The sequence below is a fragment of the Clostridium sp. UBA2485 genome (genome assembly GCF_002341865.1).
Lineage (GTDB): Bacteria > Bacillota > Clostridia > Clostridiales > Clostridiaceae > Clostridium_J.
Genome location: NZ_DDOV01000058.1, coordinates 1 through 24903, shown reverse-complemented (window position 1 = coordinate 24903; position 24903 = coordinate 1). Strand labels below are relative to the sequence as shown.

The 24903-nt window shown below is 28.9% G+C and carries 19 protein-coding genes; 3 read left to right on the top strand and 16 right to left on the bottom strand.

Going from position 1 to position 24903, the window contains the following annotated elements; all coding sequences use genetic code 11:
- Positions 1 to 91 precede the first annotated feature (91 nt).
- On the top strand, positions 92 to 676 hold the full coding sequence (locus B3603_RS12165; RefSeq protein WP_291565160.1) for a TIGR00730 family Rossman fold protein: 585 nt from the start codon (positions 92 to 94) through the stop codon (positions 674 to 676).
- A gap of 215 nt (positions 677 to 891) precedes the next feature.
- Here the strand turns inward: B3603_RS12165 and B3603_RS12160 are convergent, their stop codons facing one another.
- The 7 genes from B3603_RS12160 to B3603_RS12130 all read right to left on the bottom strand — a co-directional run bounded on the left by B3603_RS12160 (position 892) and on the right by B3603_RS12130 (position 8039).
- A complete protein-coding gene (locus tag B3603_RS12160; RefSeq protein ID WP_291565158.1) occupies positions 892 to 1344 on the bottom strand; it encodes a MarR family winged helix-turn-helix transcriptional regulator in 453 nt (150 codons plus the stop codon).
- Positions 1341 to 2375 (bottom strand): methyltransferase, encoded by a 1035-nt coding sequence (locus B3603_RS12155; RefSeq protein WP_291565156.1) that lies wholly within the window; start codon positions 2373 to 2375, stop codon positions 1341 to 1343. The genes B3603_RS12160 and B3603_RS12155 overlap by 4 nt, the downstream gene beginning before the upstream one ends.
- A 243-nt stretch (positions 2376 to 2618) precedes the next feature.
- The gene (locus tag B3603_RS12150; RefSeq protein ID WP_291565154.1) at positions 2619 to 3722 is read right to left on the bottom strand and encodes a methyl-accepting chemotaxis protein; all 1104 of its coding nucleotides are present in this window, start codon (positions 3720 to 3722) and stop codon (positions 2619 to 2621) included.
- A 137-nt stretch (positions 3723 to 3859) separates the two neighbouring features.
- Entirely contained in the window at positions 3860 to 4546 is a 687-nt protein-coding gene (locus tag B3603_RS12145; protein WP_291565152.1) for a hypothetical protein, read from the bottom strand.
- 628 nt (positions 4547 to 5174) lie between these two features.
- Entirely contained in the window at positions 5175 to 6407 is a 1233-nt protein-coding gene (locus B3603_RS12140) for a DUF5780 domain-containing protein (RefSeq protein WP_291565151.1), read from the bottom strand.
- 432 nt (positions 6408 to 6839) lie between these two features.
- Positions 6840 to 7628 carry an EFR1 family ferrodoxin gene (locus B3603_RS12135; RefSeq protein ID WP_291565149.1) on the bottom strand — a complete coding sequence of 263 codons (789 nt, stop codon included), beginning with the start codon at positions 7626 to 7628 and terminating at the stop codon, positions 6840 to 6842.
- A 69-nt stretch (positions 7629 to 7697) separates the two neighbouring features.
- A complete protein-coding gene (locus B3603_RS12130; protein ID WP_291565147.1) occupies positions 7698 to 8039 on the bottom strand; it encodes an ArsR/SmtB family transcription factor in 342 nt (113 codons plus the stop codon).
- Between the two features lie 188 nt (positions 8040 to 8227).
- Here B3603_RS12130 and B3603_RS12125 point away from each other — a divergent pair, with 188 nt between their 5' ends.
- Positions 8228 to 8587 (top strand): winged helix-turn-helix transcriptional regulator, encoded by a 360-nt coding sequence (locus B3603_RS12125; RefSeq protein ID WP_039633778.1) that lies wholly within the window; start codon positions 8228 to 8230, stop codon positions 8585 to 8587.
- Between the two features lie 21 nt (positions 8588 to 8608).
- On the opposite strand, the gene B3603_RS12120 is transcribed toward B3603_RS12125, so the two are convergent.
- The 4 genes from B3603_RS12120 to B3603_RS12105 form a co-directional block, all read right to left on the bottom strand.
- A complete protein-coding gene (locus B3603_RS12120) occupies positions 8609 to 9604 on the bottom strand; it encodes an NADH:flavin oxidoreductase (RefSeq protein ID WP_291565144.1) in 996 nt (331 codons plus the stop codon).
- A gap of 36 nt (positions 9605 to 9640) precedes the next feature.
- Positions 9641 to 10144, bottom strand: coding sequence for a nitroreductase family protein (locus B3603_RS12115; RefSeq protein ID WP_291565143.1), 504 nt, complete (start codon positions 10142 to 10144; stop codon positions 9641 to 9643).
- 258 nt (positions 10145 to 10402) lie between these two features.
- Positions 10403 to 11359, bottom strand: a complete 957-nt coding sequence (locus B3603_RS12110) for a glycoside hydrolase family 73 protein (protein WP_396151942.1) — start codon at positions 11357 to 11359, stop codon at positions 10403 to 10405.
- 708 nt (positions 11360 to 12067) lie between these two features.
- Entirely contained in the window at positions 12068 to 12457 is a 390-nt protein-coding gene (locus tag B3603_RS12105) for a GNAT family N-acetyltransferase (protein WP_291565139.1), read from the bottom strand.
- A 208-nt stretch (positions 12458 to 12665) separates the two neighbouring features.
- Here B3603_RS12105 and nifJ point away from each other — a divergent pair, with 208 nt between their 5' ends.
- The gene (gene nifJ / locus B3603_RS12100; RefSeq protein WP_291565137.1) at positions 12666 to 16193 is read left to right on the top strand and encodes a pyruvate:ferredoxin (flavodoxin) oxidoreductase; all 3528 of its coding nucleotides are present in this window, start codon (positions 12666 to 12668) and stop codon (positions 16191 to 16193) included.
- Positions 16194 to 16300: 107 nt separating this feature from the next.
- Here nifJ and B3603_RS12095 read toward each other — a convergent pair whose 3' ends face one another.
- From B3603_RS12095 to B3603_RS12075, 5 genes are all read right to left on the bottom strand, one after another.
- Entirely contained in the window at positions 16301 to 16468 is a 168-nt protein-coding gene (locus B3603_RS12095; RefSeq protein WP_291565135.1) for a DUF3787 domain-containing protein, read from the bottom strand.
- 260 nt (positions 16469 to 16728) lie between these two features.
- On the bottom strand, positions 16729 to 16995 hold the full coding sequence (locus tag B3603_RS12090) for a hypothetical protein (protein ID WP_291565133.1): 267 nt from the start codon (positions 16993 to 16995) through the stop codon (positions 16729 to 16731).
- Between the two features lie 231 nt (positions 16996 to 17226).
- Positions 17227 to 17991 carry a MerR family transcriptional regulator gene (locus B3603_RS12085; RefSeq protein WP_291565131.1) on the bottom strand — a complete coding sequence of 255 codons (765 nt, stop codon included), beginning with the start codon at positions 17989 to 17991 and terminating at the stop codon, positions 17227 to 17229.
- A 236-nt stretch (positions 17992 to 18227) separates the two neighbouring features.
- Entirely contained in the window at positions 18228 to 19562 is a 1335-nt protein-coding gene (locus tag B3603_RS12080; protein ID WP_291565129.1) for a sigma-54 interaction domain-containing protein, read from the bottom strand.
- Between the two features lie 263 nt (positions 19563 to 19825).
- Positions 19826 to 24903, bottom strand: a 5078-nt coding sequence (locus B3603_RS12075; protein ID WP_291565126.1) for a SpaA isopeptide-forming pilin-related protein, incomplete at its 5' end; no start/stop codon positions are given.

The following is a 24903-nucleotide window of genomic DNA, read 5'->3' as shown; positions in this document are numbered from 1 at the left end:
ATATTTAAATCTTAACAAATAACCTATGAGCAATAGTTAAGATGATTTTTAACATTATAATTTATAACTAAAAATATTGGAGGTAATATCAATGAAAAGAATATGTGTTTATTCTGGCTCAAACTTAGGTTCACGCCCTGAATACAAAGAAAGTGCTAGATTATTAGGAAAAATATTAGTAGAAAATGAAATTGAATTAGTATATGGTGGTTCAAAGATAGGACTTATGGGTGAAGTATCAAGTGAAGTTTTAAAAAATAATGGAACAGTTATAGGTGTTATGCCTAAAGCTCTTTTCTCTGGTGAAATAGTTCATCGAGATTTAACCAAACTTATTGAAGTTGAAAATATGCATCAAAGAAAACAAACTATGTCTGATCTTTCTGATGGTTTTATAGCTCTTCCAGGTGGTCTTGGCACCTTCGAAGAATTTTTTGAAATACTAAGTTGGGCCCAACTTGGTATTCATAAAAAGCCTATTGGTATGTTAAATATTTCAAATTTCTTTGATCCTCTTTTAAATATGCTTGAAAAGACTTGTAATGAAGGCTTTATGAATAAGTCAAATATGAAGCTTATTTTAGTTTCAGATAACCCTAAATCATTAATAGATAAGATGAAAGCTTATACTCCACCTACAATGGAAAATAAATGGTATCAATTATGTCCTAAATAATATTATAAATTAAAGGGACGGTTCATTTTTATTTTTGTAATATCATTTAAAATATAATTATGAACCATCCCTTAAGTTTTGGTCCTTTTCTTCATTCTGTTTATTTGTACAACCAATAATTAACACTAGTAATGTAACAATTAATAAAATAATATTAAATCTTTTGAATTTCATAGTTATTATCCTTTTTTATAAGACAGCTTTAAATCTGTTCACTAAAAATGATTGTCTATTAAATCAGATGCTTTCTTTAAAAAATCTTCAACAATTTTAAGTTCTTTCTCATCTAAACTACTTACATATTCAAATAAAGGTTTATCATGTTTTTGATGATACTCATGATGCAGCTTATACACCTCTTCTCCCTTTGAAGTCAAATATAGTTTTAGTCTTTTTCTATCTTCTTCATCTTCTACTTTTTTTACTATTCCTCTTTTTTCAAGTTTCATTATAGTCTTAGAAACAACTGCTCTAGTTATATTGAAATTTCTAGCCATTTCAGAAATATACACTCCTGGGCAATCCCCTATCAATTTAATCATATGGACTTCTCCCCTATAAAAACACATATCTTCAGACCCGAAATCAAGAATATTAGTCTTTCCATTTGCAATTTTCTCTACCATTTTTATAAAATCGCCTATTACTTTATTTGCATTTTCTTTCATATATTTTTCTCTCCTAGAGGTTTATTTTTTTGATAAAATTCCCCTGTTAATTTTGCTATAGTTCCCTTAAAAAAATCTTCTTGTACCTTTGAAAAACCTATTCTTTCTAAAGATTCTACTATAGTCTTTTTGGTAAGTAGTATATCAAGTCCTTCTAGATGACTTGATAACCATCCAACAATGGATTCTCTTGGCCTTAAATAATCTTCACTAACTTCATGAGATACTAAATAAATGTATCCTCCATCATTTAATGAATCATAGATTTTTTTAATTAGAAAATCTGGATTATTTTTAGAGAAATCTATTATTCCAGAGGCTATAACAACATCATATCCACTACCAATAGAGTCCACATTAAAATCTCCAAAAATCACCTGTATTTTATCTTCTAGATTTCTTTCTTTAACGAACTCCATAGGTACTTCTGCAACTTTGGGATGTTCAAATATTACTCCCTTTGCTTGAGGATATGCATTTATAAACTCAATTGCCATAATGCCTGATCCTCCACCAAGATCTAAAATTTTATTTGGCTTGTTATTAGAATATATCTTTTCCATAGCTTTTAAAAAAGACTGTATTCTTCCTGAGTATATTTCATTAACAGAAAGCCTTGCAAATTCAGAAAAATTGTATGCATTTGCTCCCTCATTAGTTTTTTCAAGTTCTATTTTAGGTCCATTCTTCACAAGATTTTCTATATTATTAAGTGAAGTCATTTTTTCTCTAAATAATATCCACTCTCCTAAATAATGGTCACTTTTTTTATTTAAATAATATTCACTTTCAAGAGTATTTTTGTATAGCCCATCTTTTTTTTCTAAAAGACCTATAGATGCCAATGTGTTTAAATAAAAGCCTAAATTTCTTTCATCATATCCAGTATTTATGGCCACTTCTTTTGTAGAAGTAAACTCCTTCAAGTTTGAAAAAATATCTAGTTTTATTGCAGAAAATAATAATTGAGTTTCTTTATAATTTTGAACCATATTGTAATAAAGTCTTGAATCATATTTTACATCTTTCATATATGAACCACCTTTCTTTTTTGTATGCCAAGTTTACAAGTAAATTATATATTAACAATAATTGTATGTCAAGCATACAATTAAATTATACATTAATGCAAATATTAAAGGGACAGTTCATTTTTATTCTTATAAAATAATATAGTTTTATAGAATATATTATGAACCGTCCCTATTAAGGGAAGTTAGTTACCAAGTTATATACATGTTTTTTTATCTACAAATAATTTGAATGTTTTATTTTTAAGCTAATGCTGGATTAATTCCACCATTATTTTTTATATCACCTATTGATTCATTAATCTCATTTTTACAATCTGTATAGCCTTCTTTTACTGCCTGTGTCACTTCGTTAACACCTTTGCTAACTGTATCTTTAATATCAGATGCAGACTGTTTTAAAGTATTAGATATACTTATACTTGTCTCTTTTACTTCAGTTGCTATAGTCTTTGCAGTAGAAATTACTTCTTTACTAACTGATACTATATCTTTTTTAATTGTGTTAATAGTAGACATTGAATCTTTAATAGTATTTACAGTATTTTTATAATTTTTTTCAACGTCTTTATAAGCTGTTGAAATAGTATTTGGTATTCTCTTTATAGGCTCTTTTACAGAGTCTATTCCACTCTTTATAATACCTGCAGTTTCTACTGCTTTTTTTATAATTCCACTATTAGAATCACTTGTTACAGCTTTGATACTAGCTACTGCAAGTCCAACTTTACCTGCTACATTCACAACATCTTCACTTACAGATATTGCTGTTTTTACTGTTGTATTAATGATAGCTGTAACAGAATTTTTAACTTCTTCAGCTGCTTGTTTTAATCCCGACGCAGTAGTTGTAACTTGTTTAACGGTACTAGCTATTTGTGAAGCAGTTTTTGTTATTTTATTAGTTACTGATTCAGAAACCTTTTTTATATTTTCACTTACTGCATTTGATGTTTCTCTAACAATTTTTGAAACTGAAGTTACTGTATTTTTAACACTTTCACTTATAGACACTGCTGTTTTCTTAACATTATTTGATATTGATGTTGTTACATTTTTTACAGTATTTGCAGCTACAGAAAGTGATTCTGACATTGATTTAAAGAACTTACCTACAGAACTTTTAGTTGTTTTTTTCTCTGTAGACATAATTTCCGTAGTATTACTAAAGTCTTTAATAACTGATGTTTTATAATCATTATCAGTTACTTTTACATTAGTACTTTCTGTATTTGTTTTGCAATCACTATTGTCCATTTTCTTAATTGTTGATTTACATGTGTTCATATTATTAATAAGATTTAAATTTGGATTAGGATTATTAGCTATATGAGAAGATTTCATCATTCTCTTCACTCCTTTACTTATTTTATTTATTTAAACACATTATTTTAATGTGTTTATAACTTTAATTTTACATTTTAACTCTTTAACCATTGGTGTCAGTATAATATTATAAATAACTCACTCTATATTAAATCTAACTAATAGGTCAGTTGTCCTTGTGATGAATATGAATTTGCCTCCAGTAAATTAAATTGATCTTCTAAAATAAACTCTCCATCTATGAATAGTTTCATTGTCCAAGTTCCATAAGGATACTTGTGTGTATCATCTTCTAAATCCATCCAAAACCACATCATTATCGGATCATTATTTTCTTGTGGTGTAAATAGATTATTTTCTGTGGTTTGAAATAGTTCTCCTTTTGGTGTATACCATGCTGTTGTTACGGCGTGTAATCCTGTAACATTAATAAATTGGAATCTTGTCACTATTTTTTTATCTAGTATCATATTAAAATTCTTTTTACTAGCAACAAATTCTTCTTCATGAATGTTAGAAGTTATATTGTATTTTTCTATATGGGTTGTGTATTGAGTGTTATTATAAAGTCGTTGATCTTGTTCATTAATCATAATTACTGAACAAAGTTCCTCATTTTCATCTGGTAAATATACATTAGCTGTTGGATCATTAAGCCTTAACTCTCCATTAATAAGAAATTTATAGTAATGTTCACCTGGTGGAAGAACACATTTAAAGCTCCATTTATTATTTTCCTTTAACATCTGCCCTTCAATAGGATCATAATTATTAAAATTTCCTATTACGGATATTGTACTAATAGCTAAGTATTCTTTTTCCTCATATTCAAAAATTATTTCCATAATACCCTCCTAAATAAATTTCATTAGTTAGATTTAGAGTTTATAAGTAAATATAAAAGTCTTTAAAATTGGACTTTTTTATCATAAATTACGATCTAGTATTAACTAATATAAAATGGTTTTTTATACTGTTTATCCAGGAAAAGAGTAACCTTTATACTAAATATTTCGATGTTTGCAGTTACAACTTTAAACCTTTCAGTAAATATATAGAAATAAATTATTTATGTAAGCAATTTATTTCTTTTAAACGATAAAAAATTCACCACAAATTTATGGTGAATTTTTTATTTAATATTATTATTTGAACATTATTTTATATTTATTTTATTTTTGTTATGTTTCTATATTAAATATGATGTTTACATGTATTTAGCATTATTTTAAATATAGCTATTTACTCTGTTCAATATGTTGAATAAATAATCCATCATATCTCATTTCCTTAATAGATATTTTTAATATACAAAATCCTATACCATATAACTAGCATAATTTAGAAGATGTACTATGTAATTTATTTATAATTCCATATATTACATTGCATATTAAGTAATTTTGCTTTTAAAGATTGATTTTCTTCAGCTATAATCTCAGTTCATAAAGTAATCTATTTTTATATTATATTTTAATTAATAGGTTTTTCCTTGTGTTGTTCAATCCAATATTCATAATATGGATTTTTCCACGTTGTACCATCATAAAATGTAACATTATGCACACATGCTAACACTTTTGATATCCCATGGTTTTCATCAAGGCCCCATCCTACATCTTCACCATATCTACCTCCTGGAATAATATTAACATCTTCTCCATAAGCAATACACTCGTAATCTTCCTTCAAAACAATATGTTGTGTCTTAATTTTTAGTGGATAACCATTATTATCATATCCTAAACAACCAATCCTCATATGCTTTATAGTTTTGTTAGACATATTCTTTACAATTACTTGAATTAAGTCAGGATAAAGAGTTTTATACCTTGTATCTTGAACAATAATTTGAGCACTCTCTACAATAACAAGCTGTTCAGTTTTTACTTTTTCAGCCTTCTGCTTTTTTTCTAAAGATGTCTTTTCTTCTAATTGTTTTTCATAAACAGATAGTTTAGCAAGTAAATCCCTATCATTTGATATTAGTGAAGTAGCTTCTTTAAGTACTGAAATAGATTTCTCATAATCTTTAGCGTTTGAACTATCTTCAGCAATTTTTAATACTTGTTCTTTATATTTTTTTTCATTATTTTTAATTTGCTCCTTTGCTTTTGTAAAATTCTTATCGTCAGCTATAACTTTTTTATACTCTTTTAAAGCATTAACTAAATCATTATTTTTTAAAAACTCCTCTGCTTCTTTAAATGCAATTTTTGAATTGTTAAAACTATTTATTTTATTAGTTGAATAATTAACATCACTTAGTACTAACCCTGTATTACCTATTATTTCAAGCTTATTTTTTGCTTTATCATAACTAATTTCTTCATCTATAAAAGACTTTTCAATTTTAGCAACTTCATCCTTTAAAAATGAATTGATCTCATTTTCTTTATCTGAATCTCCTTTAATTTTATTATTATAAATTATTATTGCTTCAACATATTTGTTATTTCTAAATTCCTTTTTAAACTCCAACATGGGATTATTAAAATAAATAATTACGCCTACTATAAAAATTATTATTAATAAAACTGAACATGGTATAATAATGTTTTTTTTACTATTAAATAATTTTAACTTATCTATAACTTCTATAAATCCCTTGTCCTCCTCTTCATTATGGAACACTAATTTTGCCCCACATTTATTACAAAATAAACTTTTCTTTTTATTGACCGACCCACATTTTTCACATATCATTTCTAATCCCCCTTTATTTTCATGCAATTCAATTATAATACATAAATGAATAAATTCAATTATTTTGTAAAATTATTGGCAATATTGAGTTTTATCATAGAATTTTAGATTTTAATCATTTACTCCATCATATCTTATTTTTACTTATTATATATAATCTACATATTTTAAAAATAATAGATAAATTTTACAGCTAAAATAATAAAATGCGACAAATAATGTATGTAAAACAAAATAACTAATTACTAACTCAATAATTAAAGTAAAAAGATTTAATAGTTCTCCTAATTATTTATAAAATATAAAAAGGCCATGAAGTTTATTAGCTAGATAGCCTCTCCATAGCCTTTTTTCTTATATTCATTTTCTTAACATCACATACATTTATAGACTCTTTTTAACTATAGATAATATTATTTTCATATAACTTTTTTATACTGCATATTCATTACTTTTTTGGTTACTAATATCTTGAGCAGTGATATTTTTATGAGTATACTGTGTTTTGTCGTTTACATTAAGTTTCCCAATGGAAATTGCTTTCTTTGGACACCATTGAGCACAGGCAAAACAATTTTCACAATGGTCTCCTATGATGAAATTCTCTCCTTCTTTATAAATATTAGAAACCGGACAAACTTTTTCACAAATTCCACATTTTACACACTTTGATTTATCTATAATCTTATTATCAATTTTATAAATAAAATTAAATCCTTTTTTTAGCACTTTGCTCATGATCAAATTCTTAATCGTTTCTTTGAGCTCATTTGAGTTATCAGCTCTTTCTTTTACAGCTGATGTAATACTATTTATATAATTATCTTCATTTTTAAGAAATTCTATTTTCTTTTCTTCTTTTGTAGGTAAAGCTATACTATTATCTGGAAGAATAGCTGTAAAGCCATAGGATAGCTTTAAACCTTTTTGCTCAAGTATTTTCTTTGTAGTATTAAAAGCTATGCCTTCCACACCACCACAGGTAACCACCTGAAAGATATAACTTCCCTTTGAGAATTTAACTTTTTCTAAGAATTCTCTTACAATATTAGGAATATCCATGCAGTAAATAGGTACTACAATACCTATGACGTCGTCATTAAATTCCTCAATATCCATTGCCTTTACTATAGGCATTAGCTTTCCATCCAATTTCTCTGCAACTTTCCTCGCCATGTTTAATGAGTTTCCAGTACCTGAAAAATAAAAAATTGTCGCCATAATACTCCTCCTTAATGGTATAGTGTGCACATATGCACATATTTAACAAAAAAATTACCCACTGAAGTTCTATGGGGTACAATCTCCTATTAACAACCTAATTTTTTCAGTGGTTAATTCAAACTTATTTAAAAGCTCTAAAGCATTTAAATTATAAATTGTCCTTCTCTCCTCTTTTCTCATAGTAAGTAAATTCAACTTGTATATTTGATTTAAATGTCTAGATATTACTGAACGATCTTGAAGAAAATTGCCAGCAATAGTGCTTATGTCACTTTCTCCATTAATAGCTAAATATTTGATTATCTCACACCTAATAGGTTCTGATAATACTTTAAACAATTCATTATCAAAGATTTCTTCAATGTCTTTTATACAATCCGTATTACATTTTAAATTTTTATTATTCATCATGTTCTTATTATATATGCATTAAGATGCATAAGTCAATATTATTTTTATTTAAAATATTATTATACTAACTCTGCTGTATTCTCATGATATAATAGTAATGTATATTTTAGGAAGTACATATTTTTAAGTTTAGTAGTATTAAATTTGATACTATTAGTAATCTGCCATAGATAGGGGTGTTTATTATGGTTAAAATAAAAAATAAAGAATATCAATGTTCAATGGAATTAACAATTGATTTAATCGGCGGAAAGTGGAAATCATTAATTTTATGGCATTTATCAAAAGAAACATTAAGATTTAGTGAGCTTAAAAGGCTTTTACCTAAAGTTACGCAAAAAATGCTAACGCAGCAATTAAGAGACCTAGAAAATGATGGTTTTATAATAAGAAAAGTATATGCACAAGTTCCTCCTAAAGTAGAATATTCTCTTTCTGATTTAGGAAAAAGTGTAGTACCGATACTACAATTAATGTGCGATTGGGCAAATGAGTATATTGACCACTTATGTGAAAATGTTAAAGATGACAAATCCCCACAGTAATTAGCGGGGATTTCAAACTTTTTAAAGATTAAATGCACATCTATTTCCCGCCGTTTTAAAGCATTTATTGCAAGATATACATTTAGGCATTTTATTAATATCCTCTCGCCAAATATTCACTAATTCTGGCTGCCTAATTAAAGGACGAGAAAGTGCAAAATAATCAATTTTAGTTTTATTTAATATTTCATTCATAATAGCAGGTGTTCTATTTAATCCAACAAGGATAATTGGAGCTTCAACCTCTTCAGCAATTTTAGTAGCATAATCTCTAAATATAGATTCGGTATATGGTGAAAGTTTTTTATTGATTTCACCACTGATTTCAATTCCATCTATCCCCTTCTTTGAAAGCTGAATACATGTATATTTGCAGGCTTCAAAGGTTTTTTCGTAATTTATTGAATCAATACAGTTTATTTTAATAAAAATATTAAAATTCTCACCTGTTCTTTCACGTATCTCATTATATAAATCTAAAATAATTCTAGAATTGTTTTCTAAACTGCCTCCATATTCGTCCATTCTTTTATTACCTTCTAGACTTAAAAATTGACTTAGAAAAAATCCATGAGCAGCGTGAATTTGAATTCCATCAAAACCTGCTTTTTCTGCTCTCACTGCTGTATCTCCAAAGGACTTTATGATTGATTTAATTTCTTCTTTGGTTAATTCTATTGGCTTCAACATTTGCTCATCCTTACCAGCATAATTAGCTTGAAGAATTATTCTACAATCATGACTATGAACTATATCAGTCAACTTTTTATAATCCTTGATAAATCTATCGTTATTAATTCCCATATGACCACTTAAAGTTTTTGTATCTTCAGTCACATATGCAGTTCCAGTAATAATAAGCCCAACTCCACCTCTTGCTAAATCTTCATATATTTTAATTAATTCATCATTTAATTTTCCACTTTCATCAATCATATTTTCCCAAGTTGCTGAACGGATAATTCTATTTTTAATTTTCATTTTATTAATCATGGTTTCATCAAATAAGGTTTTCAATATAATTGCTCACTCCTATACTGAGATTTAGCTATATTATTTATAAACAACAATATCTTCTATAGGCTTTCTTACCTTTTTAAAAGTTGTTTCCTTAGCATATCCTACAGGTGTAAATGCTATAGGTTCCCACGAAGGATCAAGTTCCAGTATATCTCTTGCAGCTTGAGGATCAAATGCACCAATCCAGCAAGTTCCAAGTCCTAAGTCTGTAGCAGCTAATATTATATGATCCATTACAATAGCAGCATCTACATCACTATAACTTTTTCCGTCTCTTCTTGACCAACATTTTTCAGGAATTGAACAAACACCAAGAATTAATGGCGCCTCAGCAAACCAATCTGCTTTATATATTTTTTTCAATTCTTCTTCTCTTCCTTTGGTAGATATAACAATAATTTTAAATGCCTGCCAATTCACAGCAGTAGGCGCTAACCTTGCAGCTTCCAAGATCATATCTAGCTTTTCCTGCTCAATCTCATTAGATTTATAAGACCTTACACTGTGTCTTTCTTTAACGACTTCAAAATATTCCATTATATAAACCTCCCATTATAAGTATCCTTATATAACTAGATTAACAGTTATATATTTTTTATCAAGTAGACACTATTATGTAATATAGTACCTATTTGGATACCATAAATACTACCATATAGCCATACTTTTAATATATAAGGGACGGTTCATTTTTATTCTTATAAAATATTATAATATCATTTAGAATATAATTATGAACCGTCCCTTATATAATTTTTTTAACTAAAGAAATCTTATCTACTTCTTTAATTATAATTATTTTTTACTTTGTACTTTATTATCAATAAGCTGTAAATCATTTTCTTTTATTACATTAATCAATAAATTAGAATATATATTGTTTCCATTCTCATCTTGCTTAGTACTATATCCAGCATTCTCAAGGGCTTTAGCTTGTCCAATATATTGAGTGGCCTCAAAAAGCCCATTTTTCTTATATCTATTGTTTTCAACAAGAAACTTGCCATAGTCATCTAAAGAATCTGTTTTATTTTTATATCTTCTAAATTTATCTTGTATAACATCATTATAGTATTCTGATGTAGTCATACTTACACTTTCACCCTTCCAGCTGCTATCAGCTTTTATTCCAAATAAGTTATTTGCTTTAACACTTAAATCTGATTTTCCCCAACCAGATTCTAATATAGCTTGACCTATTGTTATAGAAGGAAGAATTCCGTGCTTATTATATAATTCAATGGCTTTAGGAGAAAGTTCCTCAATAAAAGCCCTATATGGAGAATCTTTTCTTAAATTATCACTTGCTAATCCTATAAGTTCTAACTCAGTTAAATATTTATGCACTTTTTCTTTTTCTTTTTCATTGAAAGATAACTTATTTAGCATATCTTCTAAATTTATAAGTTTATAGGCATCTTTTTTACTACTTGTACCATCTTTCTCTAAAAAATTTTCACCTAATTCTTTTAAATTTTCAGTATTAACTTTTGAAAAATCTTTTTTATATCTAACTCCATCAATAGCAGCTAAGTATTTCCAGTTAACTTGAAGTTTCCCCTTACTTACATCATCAGCTGCATTTATATAAAGATTTATTTCTGAATCACTTAAAATAATATTATCTTCTTTAATAAAATAATTTATTGATATATATAAAATGCATATCAGCATCACTAAAAAAAGTATTTTTCCAAACATGTTAGTTTTCTTTCTTCTTTTTCGTCTGCCTATATTTATCGTATCAATCATTCTGCTTCTTTGTCTTACTATGTTACCCCACATACAAATCCTCCATATTGTTATCCTTATAAGTTATTGATTCTAATAAACACAATTATTTAATTATATTTATTAGCTCTAAATGTTCAATATATAGACCATAAAAATATATCAAAACTTTGTTAAGCCTTAAAAATTCTTATATTAATATAACTGTAATCTGTTAGTTTAAATTATAAATAAGTTATGCATTGTATTATAAGATTTATATACAAGTCATTTTAATCCTTTAATGTATTTTTTCTATATATTAATATTAACGACCTATTTATCATTTACAAATACTATAACATACTTTTTAAAATTTGGTGAAGGTAATAATTCTTGTGATTTTAAATACTTCTTAATATTTTTTCTCCTTAACCTTTTCATAGTTTAGCTATTCAATATATATAACATATTATTTTTTTGTAATGAAGTTGTAAATTTTTTCAGAATAGAGAATACATTGATTATAATTATGAACCGTCCCTTATGTATAGTTTAACTTCAGATATGTATCCCACAAAAAAAGAACCGATGTTTATCGATTCTCTTGATTTTATAAATAAAGCTAATTCATATTTTATATGTTATATTCATATTCAATTATTTTTTCAACTCTTATTATTATACTAAAAAATGTTATACATAAAGACATTATCCTCATTGCACTTAAAGTTATGCTTTTCATAAAATTTACATGCTGGAACATCTTTTTTTTGTAATCAGCACAATACATTGAATATTTCTTGATGCCAGATACTCTTTAATATAACTCATTAATTTTGACCCAACACCACTATTTTGTAAATTACTATCTATAAAGTATTCATCTATATAATATTCTTTCCCTTCATACCAACTTCTTGTATGTCCAAAGCAAGCACCTACTATGCTGTCATTTTCTTTAACCACAAATCCAATAAACACAGCATTATCCATAAATTCTTTTAAATATTTAGCTGCATGTTCTATTGACTCCCACTTGTCAAACCATGGTTCATCACTAAAAACCTTCACCATCAAATTGGCACACTCTTTAAGTTCAGATTTATCCATGATGCTTGCTTCTAAGTTAAAATTCATATTATTCATCCTTTCACTAACTATAGATTTCTTTTTCTATAATCTTTATTCTATTAACTACTGATTTTATTCTAACTAATTATTATGAAAAAATTACTTTAAGAGATAACATTAATTAATTTATGTTATTTATGAATTCAATGCTAATCGCTAGTAAATACTAGTAAAGAATGTGAGTTATTTAAGTTATAATAAGGAGGAATTTAATATGCCAAAGCAAATGAAAACTATGGATGGAAATCAAGCTGCTGCTGAAGCTTCTTATGCTTTTACTGAAGTTGCAGCTATTTATCCGATAACACCTTCTACTCCCATGGCTGAAGGAGTAGATGAGTGGTCTGCTCATGGTAAGAAAAATATCTTTGGGCAACCAGTTAAGATTGTTGAAATGCAATCAGAAGCTGGTGCTGCGGGCGCTGTTCACGGTTCTTTAGTGGCTGGTGCACTAACAACTACATATACTGCTTCTCAAGGATTACTTTTAATGGTCCCTAATATGTATAAAATTGCAGGAGAATTATTACCTGGAGTATTTCATGTAAGTGCTCGTGCAATTGCTACTCATGCTCTATCAATTTTTGGAGATCATCAAGATGTTATGGCTACAAGACAAACAGGATTTGCTCTTCTAGCTTCATCAAATGTTCAAGAGGTTATGGATTTAGCCAATGTTGCTCATTTATCTGCTATTAAAGCAAGAATACCTTTCTTACACTTCTTTGATGGCTTTAGAACATCTCATGAATATCAAAAGATTGAAGTTATAGATTATGATGATATTGCAAAAATTGTAGACTATGATGCAATACAAAGTTTTAGAGATAGTTCTTTAAATCCTGAGCATCCTTCCATTAAAGGAACAGCTCAAAATCCTGATATCTACTTTCAACAAAGAGAAGCTGCAAATAAATTTTATGATGCAACTCCTGATATAGTGGAGAACTATATGAGGGAAATTGAAAAAATCACTGGAAGAATATATCACCCTTTCAATTACTATGGAGACCCTAATGCGGAGCATATAATTATTGCAATGGGTTCCGTTTGCGATACTGCAGAAGAAACTATAGATTACTTAATGAAAAAAGGTGAGAAAGTAGGTGTTCTTAAAGTACATCTATATAGACCATTTTCTCCTGATTATTTCTTTAAAGTTCTTCCTAAATCAGTTAAAAAAATTGCTGTGCTAGATCGTACTAAAGAACCTGGCTCTGTAGGTGAGCCATTATATTTAGATATATTAAAAGTATTTTATAATCATCCAAACAAACCTATTATAGTTGGTGGAAGATATGGTTTAGCTTCTAAAGACACCAGACCATCACAGATTTTAGCTGTATTTAATAATCTTAAAAATACTGATCCAAAAGATAGATTTACTATAGGAATTGTAGATGATGTTACTAATACTTCTTTACCTGAAGAAGATATAATTGAAACTACCCCAGAAGGAACTATAAGATGTAAATTTTATGGCTTAGGGTCTGATGGAACAGTTGGTGCTAATAAGACTGCAATTAAAATTATTGGTGATAATACAGATCTCTATTCACAAGCTTACTTCTCTTATGATAGTAAAAAATCTGGTGGAAGTACTGTATCTCACTTAAGATTCGGTAGTAAACCAATAAAATCCCCATACCTAGTCTATGAGGCAGACTATGTGGCTTGTCATAATAAGTCCTTCTTATACAACATAGATGTATTAAAAGGTTTAAAGAAAAATGGAACTTTTGTATTAAACTGTCCTTGGAATGAAACTGAATTAGATGATGAACTTCCTGCTTTAGTAAAAAAATATATTGCAGAAAACAGCATCCAATTCTATATAATCGATGCTATCTCTATAGCACAAGAATTAGGATTAGGCTCTAGAATTAATATGATAATGCAATCTGCATTCTTTAAATTGGCTAATATTATACCTATAGAACAAGCACTAGAATATTTAAAAGAGTCTGTTGAAAGTGTTTATGGTAAAAAAGGTCAAGATATAGTAGAAGCAAATAAAGCAGCTATTAATAGTGGTGTAACGGCAATTCATAAAGTCAATGTTCCTACAAATTGGGCAAATTCAGCGGATACAAATATAGCTAAAAAAGAAGTACCTGAATTTATTGAAAAGATTGAAAGACCTATGGCAAGGCATGAAGGTGATGAACTTCCTGTCAGTGCCTTTAATGGTATGGAAGATGGATCTTATCCTCCAGGTGTAACAGCTTATGAAAAACGTGGTATTGCTGTTATGATTCCTGAGTGGCAAATTGATAAATGTATTCAATGTAATCAATGCTCTTACGTTTGTCCTCATGCTGTAATAAGAGCTTGTTTACTAAACAATGAAGAAAAAGAAAAGGCACCAGATACCTTTGTAACTAAAAAACCACTAGGTAAGGGCTTTGAAGATTTACACTATCGTATTCAAATAAGCCCACTTGATTGTACTGGCTGTAGTAACTGTGCAGATATATGTCCTGCTCCAGGTAAAGCTCTAATAATGAAACCTGCAGAAGAGCAAATTAAAGAACAAAGTGAAAACTTTGAATTTGCTATTAATAATATTACCACTAAAGAGGGTTTAATGAGCTTACACACATTAAAAGGAAGCCAATTTGCAAAACCATTATTAGAATTCCATGGTGCTTGCCCTGGCTGTGGTGAAACACCTTACATAAAACTATTAACTCAGCTTTACGGAGATAGAATGATGATTGCTAATGCTACAGGTTGTTCTTCTATTTGGGGAGCTAGTGCACCATCTATGGCTTATACTACAAACGCTCTTGGCAAAGGACCGTCTTGGGGTAATTCATTATTTGAAGACAATGCTGAATATGGATATGGTATGTTCCTAGCTGTTAAACAAATGAGAGAAAAATTGGCTGACTTAATGAAAGAAGCATTAACAATGGAAATTAACACTGAACTGAAGGAAGCTTTTAAGGAATGGTTAGAGGGAATTGATGATGCTAATATTTCAAAAGCAGCTACTACAAAAATATTAGAAGCTATAAATAAAGAAAACTTTAAAGAAATTAATATATTAAAAGAAATAATGAATAAAAAAGACTACCTAATTAAGAAATCTCACTGGTTGATTGGTGGAGATGGCTGGGCATATGATATAGGATATGGCGGATTAGATCATGTATTGTCTTTAGGTGGTGACGTAAATATATTTGTAATGGATACAGAAATATATTCAAACACTGGAGGACAGTCCTCAAAAGCAACTCCTACTAGCGCAGTGGCTAAATTTGCTGCAGCAGGTAAGAAGTTAAGAAAGAAAGACCTTGGATTAATGGCTATGAGCTATGGAGATATTTATGTAACTCAAATATCTATGGGTGCCAATATGAATCATACTATTAAAGCTATTACAGAAGCTGAAGCTTATAAGGGTCCATCATTAATTATCGCTTATGCGCCTTGTATAAGCCATGGAATTAAAACTGGAATGGGAACTAGTATAGCAGAAGAAAGAAAAGCAGTGGAATCAGGATATTGGCATCTATACAGATATAATCCTTTACTAAAAAATGAAGGTAAAAATCCATTTATATTAGATTCTAAAGAGCCTAAAGAATCCTATAGAGACTTTATCAATGGAGAAATACGTTACTCATCTTTAATGAAAACTTTCCCTGATAGTGCTGAAGAAATGTTTAAACTATCAGAAGCCCATGCTCGTGAGAGATATGATATCTATAGAAGATTAGCAGAAATGCAATATTAAAAACTTAGAATTTTAAAAAAGTCTAACCTTGTGTACTGCGACATAAAAGTTAGACTTTTTTATTACTTCGTTATAACTTAATTTTTAATTTAAAGTAATTATTTTATTTACTTCTCATTTCCATCTACATATTCTTTAGCATTTTTTACACTTCTTTCGCTAGGTACAGTAACTCTAGAAACTGGTTTAGTTTTATGAATATTAGCCCAAGCAGCTGTTTCATGTTTTTCAATAGGTACTTCCATATAACTATCTTTAACTTTATCTTTTTCCACAATAATACCTCCTCTCCTAAATAATATCTCAATTTTTAGAAATCTATTGTTATATAGAATCTCATCTTTTCCATATTTTATATTTCTTCAATATCAAAAGTATTACGCATTTTAATCAACTCTACTAAACAATTTAATTTTTATTCAGTTATTACTACATCTTTAATTTTTTATTTGTGTTGTTTTTAATAAGTGTTATTCTTTATTCATTAGAAAAAAAGTGATTCCTAAGCTATACTACCTTTAGATGTTTATATAAATTAATTCATATAAACATCTACAACCTCAGCTACATAATCATCCATTCCTGATCTAGCTAAAACCACAATAGATCCTTGATTTCCACCAATTTGTACACTATAGGCTTCTGCACCAATATTATCTAACTCTTCATTTCTATTTACGGTTATTTCTTTTTTACCTGCCACTCCATACTCCTCAAGTATTCCAGTGACTCTATTTTCCACATCACCTGTTGGACATTGAAGTATTTTTATCCTCTCAATTGCATCTTTAAGTTTTTCCATATAACTGTCCTCCCCAAATGTTTTTTTCTTTTTTATTATTTCCTTTTAGCTACTTTTAATTCTATTGTTAACTCTACTTTTTTACTCTAGTACATTTTTTATATGAAACTAAAAGACTCATCTTCTTCAAGATTTTTAGTGTCATAACCATTGCTATGAAACTCTTTTATAACTTTTACTTAAAAAAGCGACTGGTTTTAACCAATCGCTTTTTCTTTTATATTTCAAATACTATTCTTTCATACCTGTATAAATAAGAATTGCATCTCGTAAAAATGCTGCTGTTCCTGGCCGGTCTTTATCGTAATATGCTGTAAATCGTTCATCATCAACGTACATTTGTGCAAGACCTGCATGTGCCTCTTTAGTATAATGATCCCAAGAATAATTTAGCCATTGACGATGCAAATCCGCTGCTTTTTGTGCAAGCTCACCTGCTGGATCACCAGTTACAAAAGCTGCTTTCAGTGTATCAATCACAGTTTCACCTAGTTCTTCCAACTGTTTATATTGTTCCTCAGTCATGCCTTTGATCATTTTATTGGATTTGTCGATTACATCATTCCCATATTTTTTTCGAATTTCTTTACCATACTTTTTTTCATTATCATCAATCATTTTTTGCTTAAACCCTTCAAATTTTTCTTGATCACTCATTTCAATCTCCCCTTCTGTTAAACTTATGGTTTTATCCACATTAGTTATTAACAAATCTAATTGTTTTCTTTTTTCTAGGAGTTTTTCCCGATGTTCTCTAAGTGCAGCTACTCCATCAAAGGAAGGTGAAGTGATTATATTCTTTATACTGTCTAAACTTACACCTAATTCTCTATAAAACAGTATTTGTTGTAATCTATCAACTTCTTCTTTACCATAAATTCTATATCCTGATGAATTAATTCTTGCCGGCTTAAGAATTCCTATTTCATCATAATACCTAAGTGTTCTAGTACTAACACCTGCTAACCTACCTAGTTTTTGCACTGTATATTCCATGCCTTCACCTCCTCACAACACTACTTTACACCTTTACGCAATGTCAATGTCAATAATTATTTTAAATCTTTTTACTTTTTATAGATTATAAAAGGCTCTTAAAAACATCTAATAAATAAAAGGGTTATTATTCTTAATTTGGAGAATAATAACCTTTTTAGTCTAATTTACTTATTAAAAAACCTAATAAATCGATGCTACTTGTGTTTTTTAATGATAAGAAATACAAATAATTTTTAGCTAAGCTTATAATAAAGAGTTGATAAAGATATTCCTAAGCTCTTTGCTGCCTCTTTTTTACCATCAACAGTATCACCAAAATACTTAATTGCCTTAATGATTTCTTCTCTTTCAATTTTTTTAATCTTATCATGAAGATTACAAATTCTTAACTCTATTTCCTCTGAGTTTTCAATAATAGCCTTTGGCAAATTCTCTTCTCTTATAACTCCGTCTTTAGCAATTATAGATGTAAATTCAAGAATATTTTTCATTTCTCTTACATTACCAGGCCAATCATAATTATAAAGCAAAGCTTTTACCTTATCCGTTAAGGATATTTTTCTTTTAAGCCTATTACTTAATTTTTGTAAATAAAATTCTAATAAATATGGTATATCCTCTCGTCTTTCTCTTAAAGGTACTATATGAATAGGAAAAGCTGCAATTCTATAATATAAATCTTTTCTAAACTTTCCTTCTTCAGTATATCTCATTAAATCTACGTTACAAGCACAAATTATTCTAACATCTATATCAATTTCCTTAATTCCTCCAACTTTCCTAATACTACCTTCTTGTAATACCCGTAATAATTTTGTTTGTAACGAATAGTCCATTTCATATATGTTATCTAGAAATACAGTCCCTTGATTTGCCCTTTCAAGCAAGCCAATTTTTCTCCCCTTTTTACCGTCGGTAAAAACTCCATCTTCATATCCAAATAATTCACCTTCTAACATTGTAGGTGTCAAAGTTGAGCAATTTACAGCTACAAAAGGATACTTGCTTCTTTCACTCTCATTATGTATAGATTGTGCATATACTTCCTTACCACTTCCACACTCACCCTCAATAAGCACAGGAACATCTGAATGTGCAATTTTTTGTGCTATATTTTTAGTAAGTATTGAAGTATCATTTACAGCAATAATATTTTCAAAAGTATATTTAGTTCCATTTGTACAATGAATCTTCTCCATTAAATACTTATTTTCTCTCTCTAGCTTTTTAATCTTTTTGTTTAAATAAATATCATCACTTAAAAATGTAACTATAAATATACCTTCAATTGCTTTTTTTTCTGAATTAATAGGAAATATGTTGCAAAAATATTCCTCATTACTTTCTTCACATAAAACCCCTATTTTAGGTACTCCTGTTTCCATTACATTTTGTATAACCGACTCTGGACAAATATTTCTTATAGGTAATCTTTTATCATCAAGATTTTCACCTAACAATCTGGAATAAGCTTTATTAAAAAATAATATGTTTTCATCTTTATCTATAATTAATATTCCTTCACTTAAAGAATTAAATATTTTCTTCATCCATTCTGTAATTTTCATTGGTATCTCCTTTTTAATACAATAATATAGCATTAAACATATATTCACATTTTCACATGAATAAAAATAATTACTTAATGTATTAATTATTAATTTATTGTTGATATTCAGTAATAGAACCAAACACATCCTTTCTGATTATTTGTTTAAACTACAATTAGTTTCTATAGGATTTAGTGTTTGGTTCATTATATTTTTGATTATTTGTAAAGTAATCTAACTTTAAAACATACTTTATTAAAATTAATATTAGCTAACTTTGTCTAATTTTCTTTTCTTTTAAATATGAATCCAATTCCCATAAGAATTGATATACTTCCTATCAACATTAAAATTCTATTGCTTATTCTACCTCCAGTTTGAGGAAGACCTCCAGTTTGAGGAAGACCTCCAGTTTGAGGAAGATTTGAAGTACCTTCTATAAAAACAGCTTCATGTTCATTCTGTACAACAAATCTCTGTATCTTTGTAGAATCAATTGAAATCTTTAAAATCTCATCATTTAAGTTATATCTCTTAGGTGCCTTTGTTTCCTTAATGGTATAAACTCCATAGCTGACATTCTTAAACATTGCAATTCCATTCTTATCACTTACTGTTACAGCTACCTCTTCTCCAGCCTTGTCATATAACGTAAACTCTGCTCCTTGCAATGCATTGCCATTTATGTCAGTCTTTTTAATTTCAATTGTTCCTCTGATTTTGCTATTTTTAAACTCATAAGCATAGGTTGCACCATTCTTATCAACAAATGCTTCTATTTTATCCTGTGATGCTATATATCCTTTAGGAGCTTTTGTCTCTCTAACTTTATAGTTTCCATATATAACATCTTTAAATAGTACAACTCCATCTGCTCCTGATATGGAAGCATTTACTGCCTTGCCTTTAGAATCATATAGTGTGAACTCTGCTCCCTGAAGGGCTCTTCCATGCTGATCTAGCTTTTTAATCTTAATAAATGCTTTGATTTTATCATTTTTAATTTTCCCTAATTCATAGGTTTTTCCATACTCAGCTACATCAACAAAGATTTCCTTATCTGAAATAATGTATCCTTTTGGTGCTTTTGTTTCCTTTATTGTATAACTTCCATAGTCTACATTATTAAATTGAATACGTCCTTTTATATCACTAGTTGCAGTATCTAAAGGATTTTCAAACTCTCTATCAGTGTCCTTATAAAGCTTAAATTCTGCACCCTCAATCACACTTCCATCTTCTCCAACTTTATAAAGCCCTATTGTTCCTTTAATCTTTGTATTTAGAACTGTATATGGAGATGCATGTACTGTAACTCCATCTTTATTGATAGTTGCAGTAATGACTTGAGTAGAAAGGCTATATCCAGCAGGTGCCTTTGTTTCTCTTACCTTATAATCACCATACTCTACACCCCTAAATTGAACACGTCCGCTTTCATCACTAGTTGCAGTATCTAAAGGATTTTTAAAGTCTTTATCACTATCCTTATAAAGCTTAAATTCTGCACCTTTAAGCATATTTCCATGTTCTCCTGCTTTATAAAATTCTATTGTTCCTCTAATTCTTGTATCATCATTTGTTCTTGGGTCATCCACATTTCCTGGATTGTTTGGAATCTTTGTATTGGAGAATTTATATGGTTCTGCATGAACTATAACTCCATCTTCATGAATAGTTGCAGTAATAACTTTAGTTGAAGTACTATATCCAGAAGGTGCTTTTGTTTCTTTTATATTATAATCTCCATATTCTGCATTCTTAAATTGAACATGCCCTTTTTCATCACTAACCACAGTGTCTAAAGGATTTTCAAACTTTTTATCCGTACTATTATAAAGTTTGAATTCTGCACCTTTAAGTGGAGCTCCAGATTCTCCTACTTTATAAAACTCGATACTTCCTCTAATCTTTCTATTAGAAATTTCATATGGATTTCCCTGTATTGTAGATCCATCTTTATCAATAGTTGCAGTTATAATTTCAGTAGAAAGATTATAACCAGTAGGCGCTTTTGTTTCCTTTATATTGTAGTTTCCATACTCTACATTTTTAAATTGAACATATCCATTTTCATCACTGGTTACTATATCTAAAGGATTTTCAAAATTCTTATCAGTATCCTTATAGAGCTTGAATTCTGCACCTTTAAGTGGATTTTTTTCTTCCCCCATCTTGTAGAATTCTATTACGCCAGTAATCTTATCATTTTTATAATTATAGGTTATTTCCTTTTTATCATTACTATTTTTAAGTTGGAATTTATATAATTCATTACTTAACTTATATCCTATTGGAGGAGTTTTTTCCCTCACATAGTAGTCAATATCAAATTTAAGCTTATCAAATACAATTTCACCATTTTCTCCTGTTATGGCTGAAGTCCTTATGACATTCTGATATAAATCAAGTAATTCAAAAACTGCACCTTGAAGTTTTTTCGTTGAATCTTTGCCATCTACCTTTATAACATTAATACTTCCAGTTGTTCCAGTACCACCACCACCGGATCCTTGGAATGAAACAACTACTCCTAATGAAGTTGAAGATTGAGTTATGCCTGTTCCTGAAAGAGAAACAGAATTTGTAAATGGTGATTTTGATTTATCTGTAACATCCGTTCTGAAAGTTAATAGATATGCTTCACTAGTTAAATTAGGTAATGTAAAGATAAATTCTCTTGTTGCAAAATCATACTTTACACTATTTTCACTCAGTGCAACTTCATCACCTTTTATAAGAGTTCCATCTGGTTTCAAAATTTGTTTATATAGTTTTACTGAGGTAGTATCTAATTCTAATCCTTCTTGAAGTATATCTGTTATAGAAACGTCCTTCATTAGAATCTTATTTGAATTGATGATTACTTCCCAATCAATGTAAGACTTTCCTAATGTATAATTTGCATTTTTTCCAATTATGGTGTTTTTAATCTTTGCAGTTCCAGTACTTTCTACACCTCCTGGTACTAAATCATCAATCAAAGTTGCAGTATTTTGGTACTGCTTTTCACCATTGGTTGCAAACTCTGAAAGATCTTTAATTTTTGTCTTAAAAGTAATTATCTGCTGTGAATCAATCTTAGGAGGAAAATTGTATCTTAATGTATTAGTCTTTTTATCATAACTATAGTTTGCCTTATCAGCAGTTCCATTTATCATAACGGAATCATCAATAAATTCTTGTCCCTCACTTATAACATCTATAACATGAGCATTGGAAAGAATCATTTTGTTCTTATTAACTACAATTCTCCAAGTTATTTCTCTAGTTGTATAATCAAAATCTGCACTTGCTTTGTTAATTACTTGACTTTGAACCCTTTGAGTTCCTTGATGATTTGAAGGTGGTATATTATCACCAGTCAATATAGCAACATTGTAATAGTCCTTATTTGTATTTCCTGCAAATACTTTAGGATCAGTTACTTTTGTTCTAAAAGTAATTGTATAGGTATCATTAATTTGTTTATTAAACTTATATGTGAGAGTTCCAGTTTTTTCTTTATCATTTTGATCTGCTTTTATATAGTTGAAGCCATTTGCATCTGCTCCATTATCAATTTTTGCTGACCCTTCCACATATTCCTGACCTAATCTGATCTCATCTTTAACTATTGCATTGTCAATTATGGTCTTATTGCTATTTATAATGATTCTCCAGGTAATTTCTCCTGTAGCAGCATTATATCCTAGTCCGTCTTTTCTTATAACACTACTTGGAACACCTACTCCTTTACTATCTGAAGCATTACTTGGAACTCCAGTCCCTGTCAAAGTAACTGTATTTCTATATTGTTGTGAGTTGTTAGAATTATATGCTCCTGGGTCAGTTACATCTGTTGAAAATGTGATTTGGTGTGGTTCATTAATTGCTGTTGGAAAACTATATGTGAATTTTTGACCTTCCATTGTATAATTAGTGATTTCAACGCCATCTAACTTTACAGATCCTTTGGTTAATGTAAGCCCTTCAGGTATATCATCTGTAACCACTGCGTTTGGAATGTATTGAGCATTATTATTCACATAAATAATCCAATTTATCTTTTTTGTTGTTGCATCATAGTTTCCATTTTTTCTTATATAATCTGTATAGATTTCCACTGAAGCTTCATTTGACTCTATACTAACTCCATCGTGATTCAAAGTTGCTTTATTATATTGGTAGGTTCTGTTTCCTTCAGATTCAAAGACCTTTGGATCTATAATCTTAGTTTTAAATGTTATTATCTGCTCAGTATTAATGACATCAGGGAAATTGTATACTAATCTCCTGTTTCCTGTATCATAGCTATAATTTGCACTATATGCATCCCTACCATTAACTTTAACAGAATTTGCTACAAATTCTTGACCTTCTTGTATATCATCAATAATCTGTGCATTATTGATCTTTACATTTTCTGGATTAATTATTACTTTCCATGTGATTTCATTTTTAGATGCATCATAGTATCCTTCTTTATAAATAGAAGCCTCTGGAGTTTCAGGTTGTTCAAAATTCACCTCTATAATAACAGGATCACCAGTTCCTCCAAGGTCAAAAGTAATTGTTACAGGATTTCCTTCTCCTATTTCTTTCTCATCGAAATGAGTTTCCACATAAAAATATCCTGATACATTTGAATGACGCTCTGCATAATCGGTAAAAACAATAGTAACTTTTTTATCAGTACCTATAGTACATGTACCAAGAGATTCACCATTTTCATCATTAAGCGGAAAAGACATTTCATATAATATCTCTATTTCCTTTGGTATCTCCATGGTATAGATGTCACCTTTTTTTACCTGTACTTCATTTGGTATTGCAAAAGTATAATTTAATTTAACTACTGAATTTCTGTTAATTGGCTTAGAATCTTTATCAATAGGATTTCCCTTTTCATCTGTAAGACTTATACCAGTAATAAACTGAAATGCCTTTGCAGCCCCTTCTTCTTTAATATTAGTTTCAGGTATAATAGGTGAATTATCAGTTCCTTCTTTATCCACAGGAATATCTGGATTTACAGGTTGCTCAAAATTCACCTCTATAGTAACAGAATCGTTAGTTCCTCCAAGATGAAAAGTAATTGATGTAGGATTTTTATCTCCTATTTGCTCCTCATTAAAACGAGCTTGCACATAAAAATCTCCTGAAATATCTGAGTGTTCTTCTGGGCAATCATTAAAAACAATATTAACTTTTCCATCAGTACCTATAGTGCATGTACCTATAGATTCACCATTTTCCTCATTAAGTGAAAAAGACATTTCATCTAATATCTGTATTTCCTTTGGTATCTGCATGGTATAAGTGTCATCTTGTTTTACTGATACTCCATTTGGAATTGCAAAAGTATAATTTAATTTAA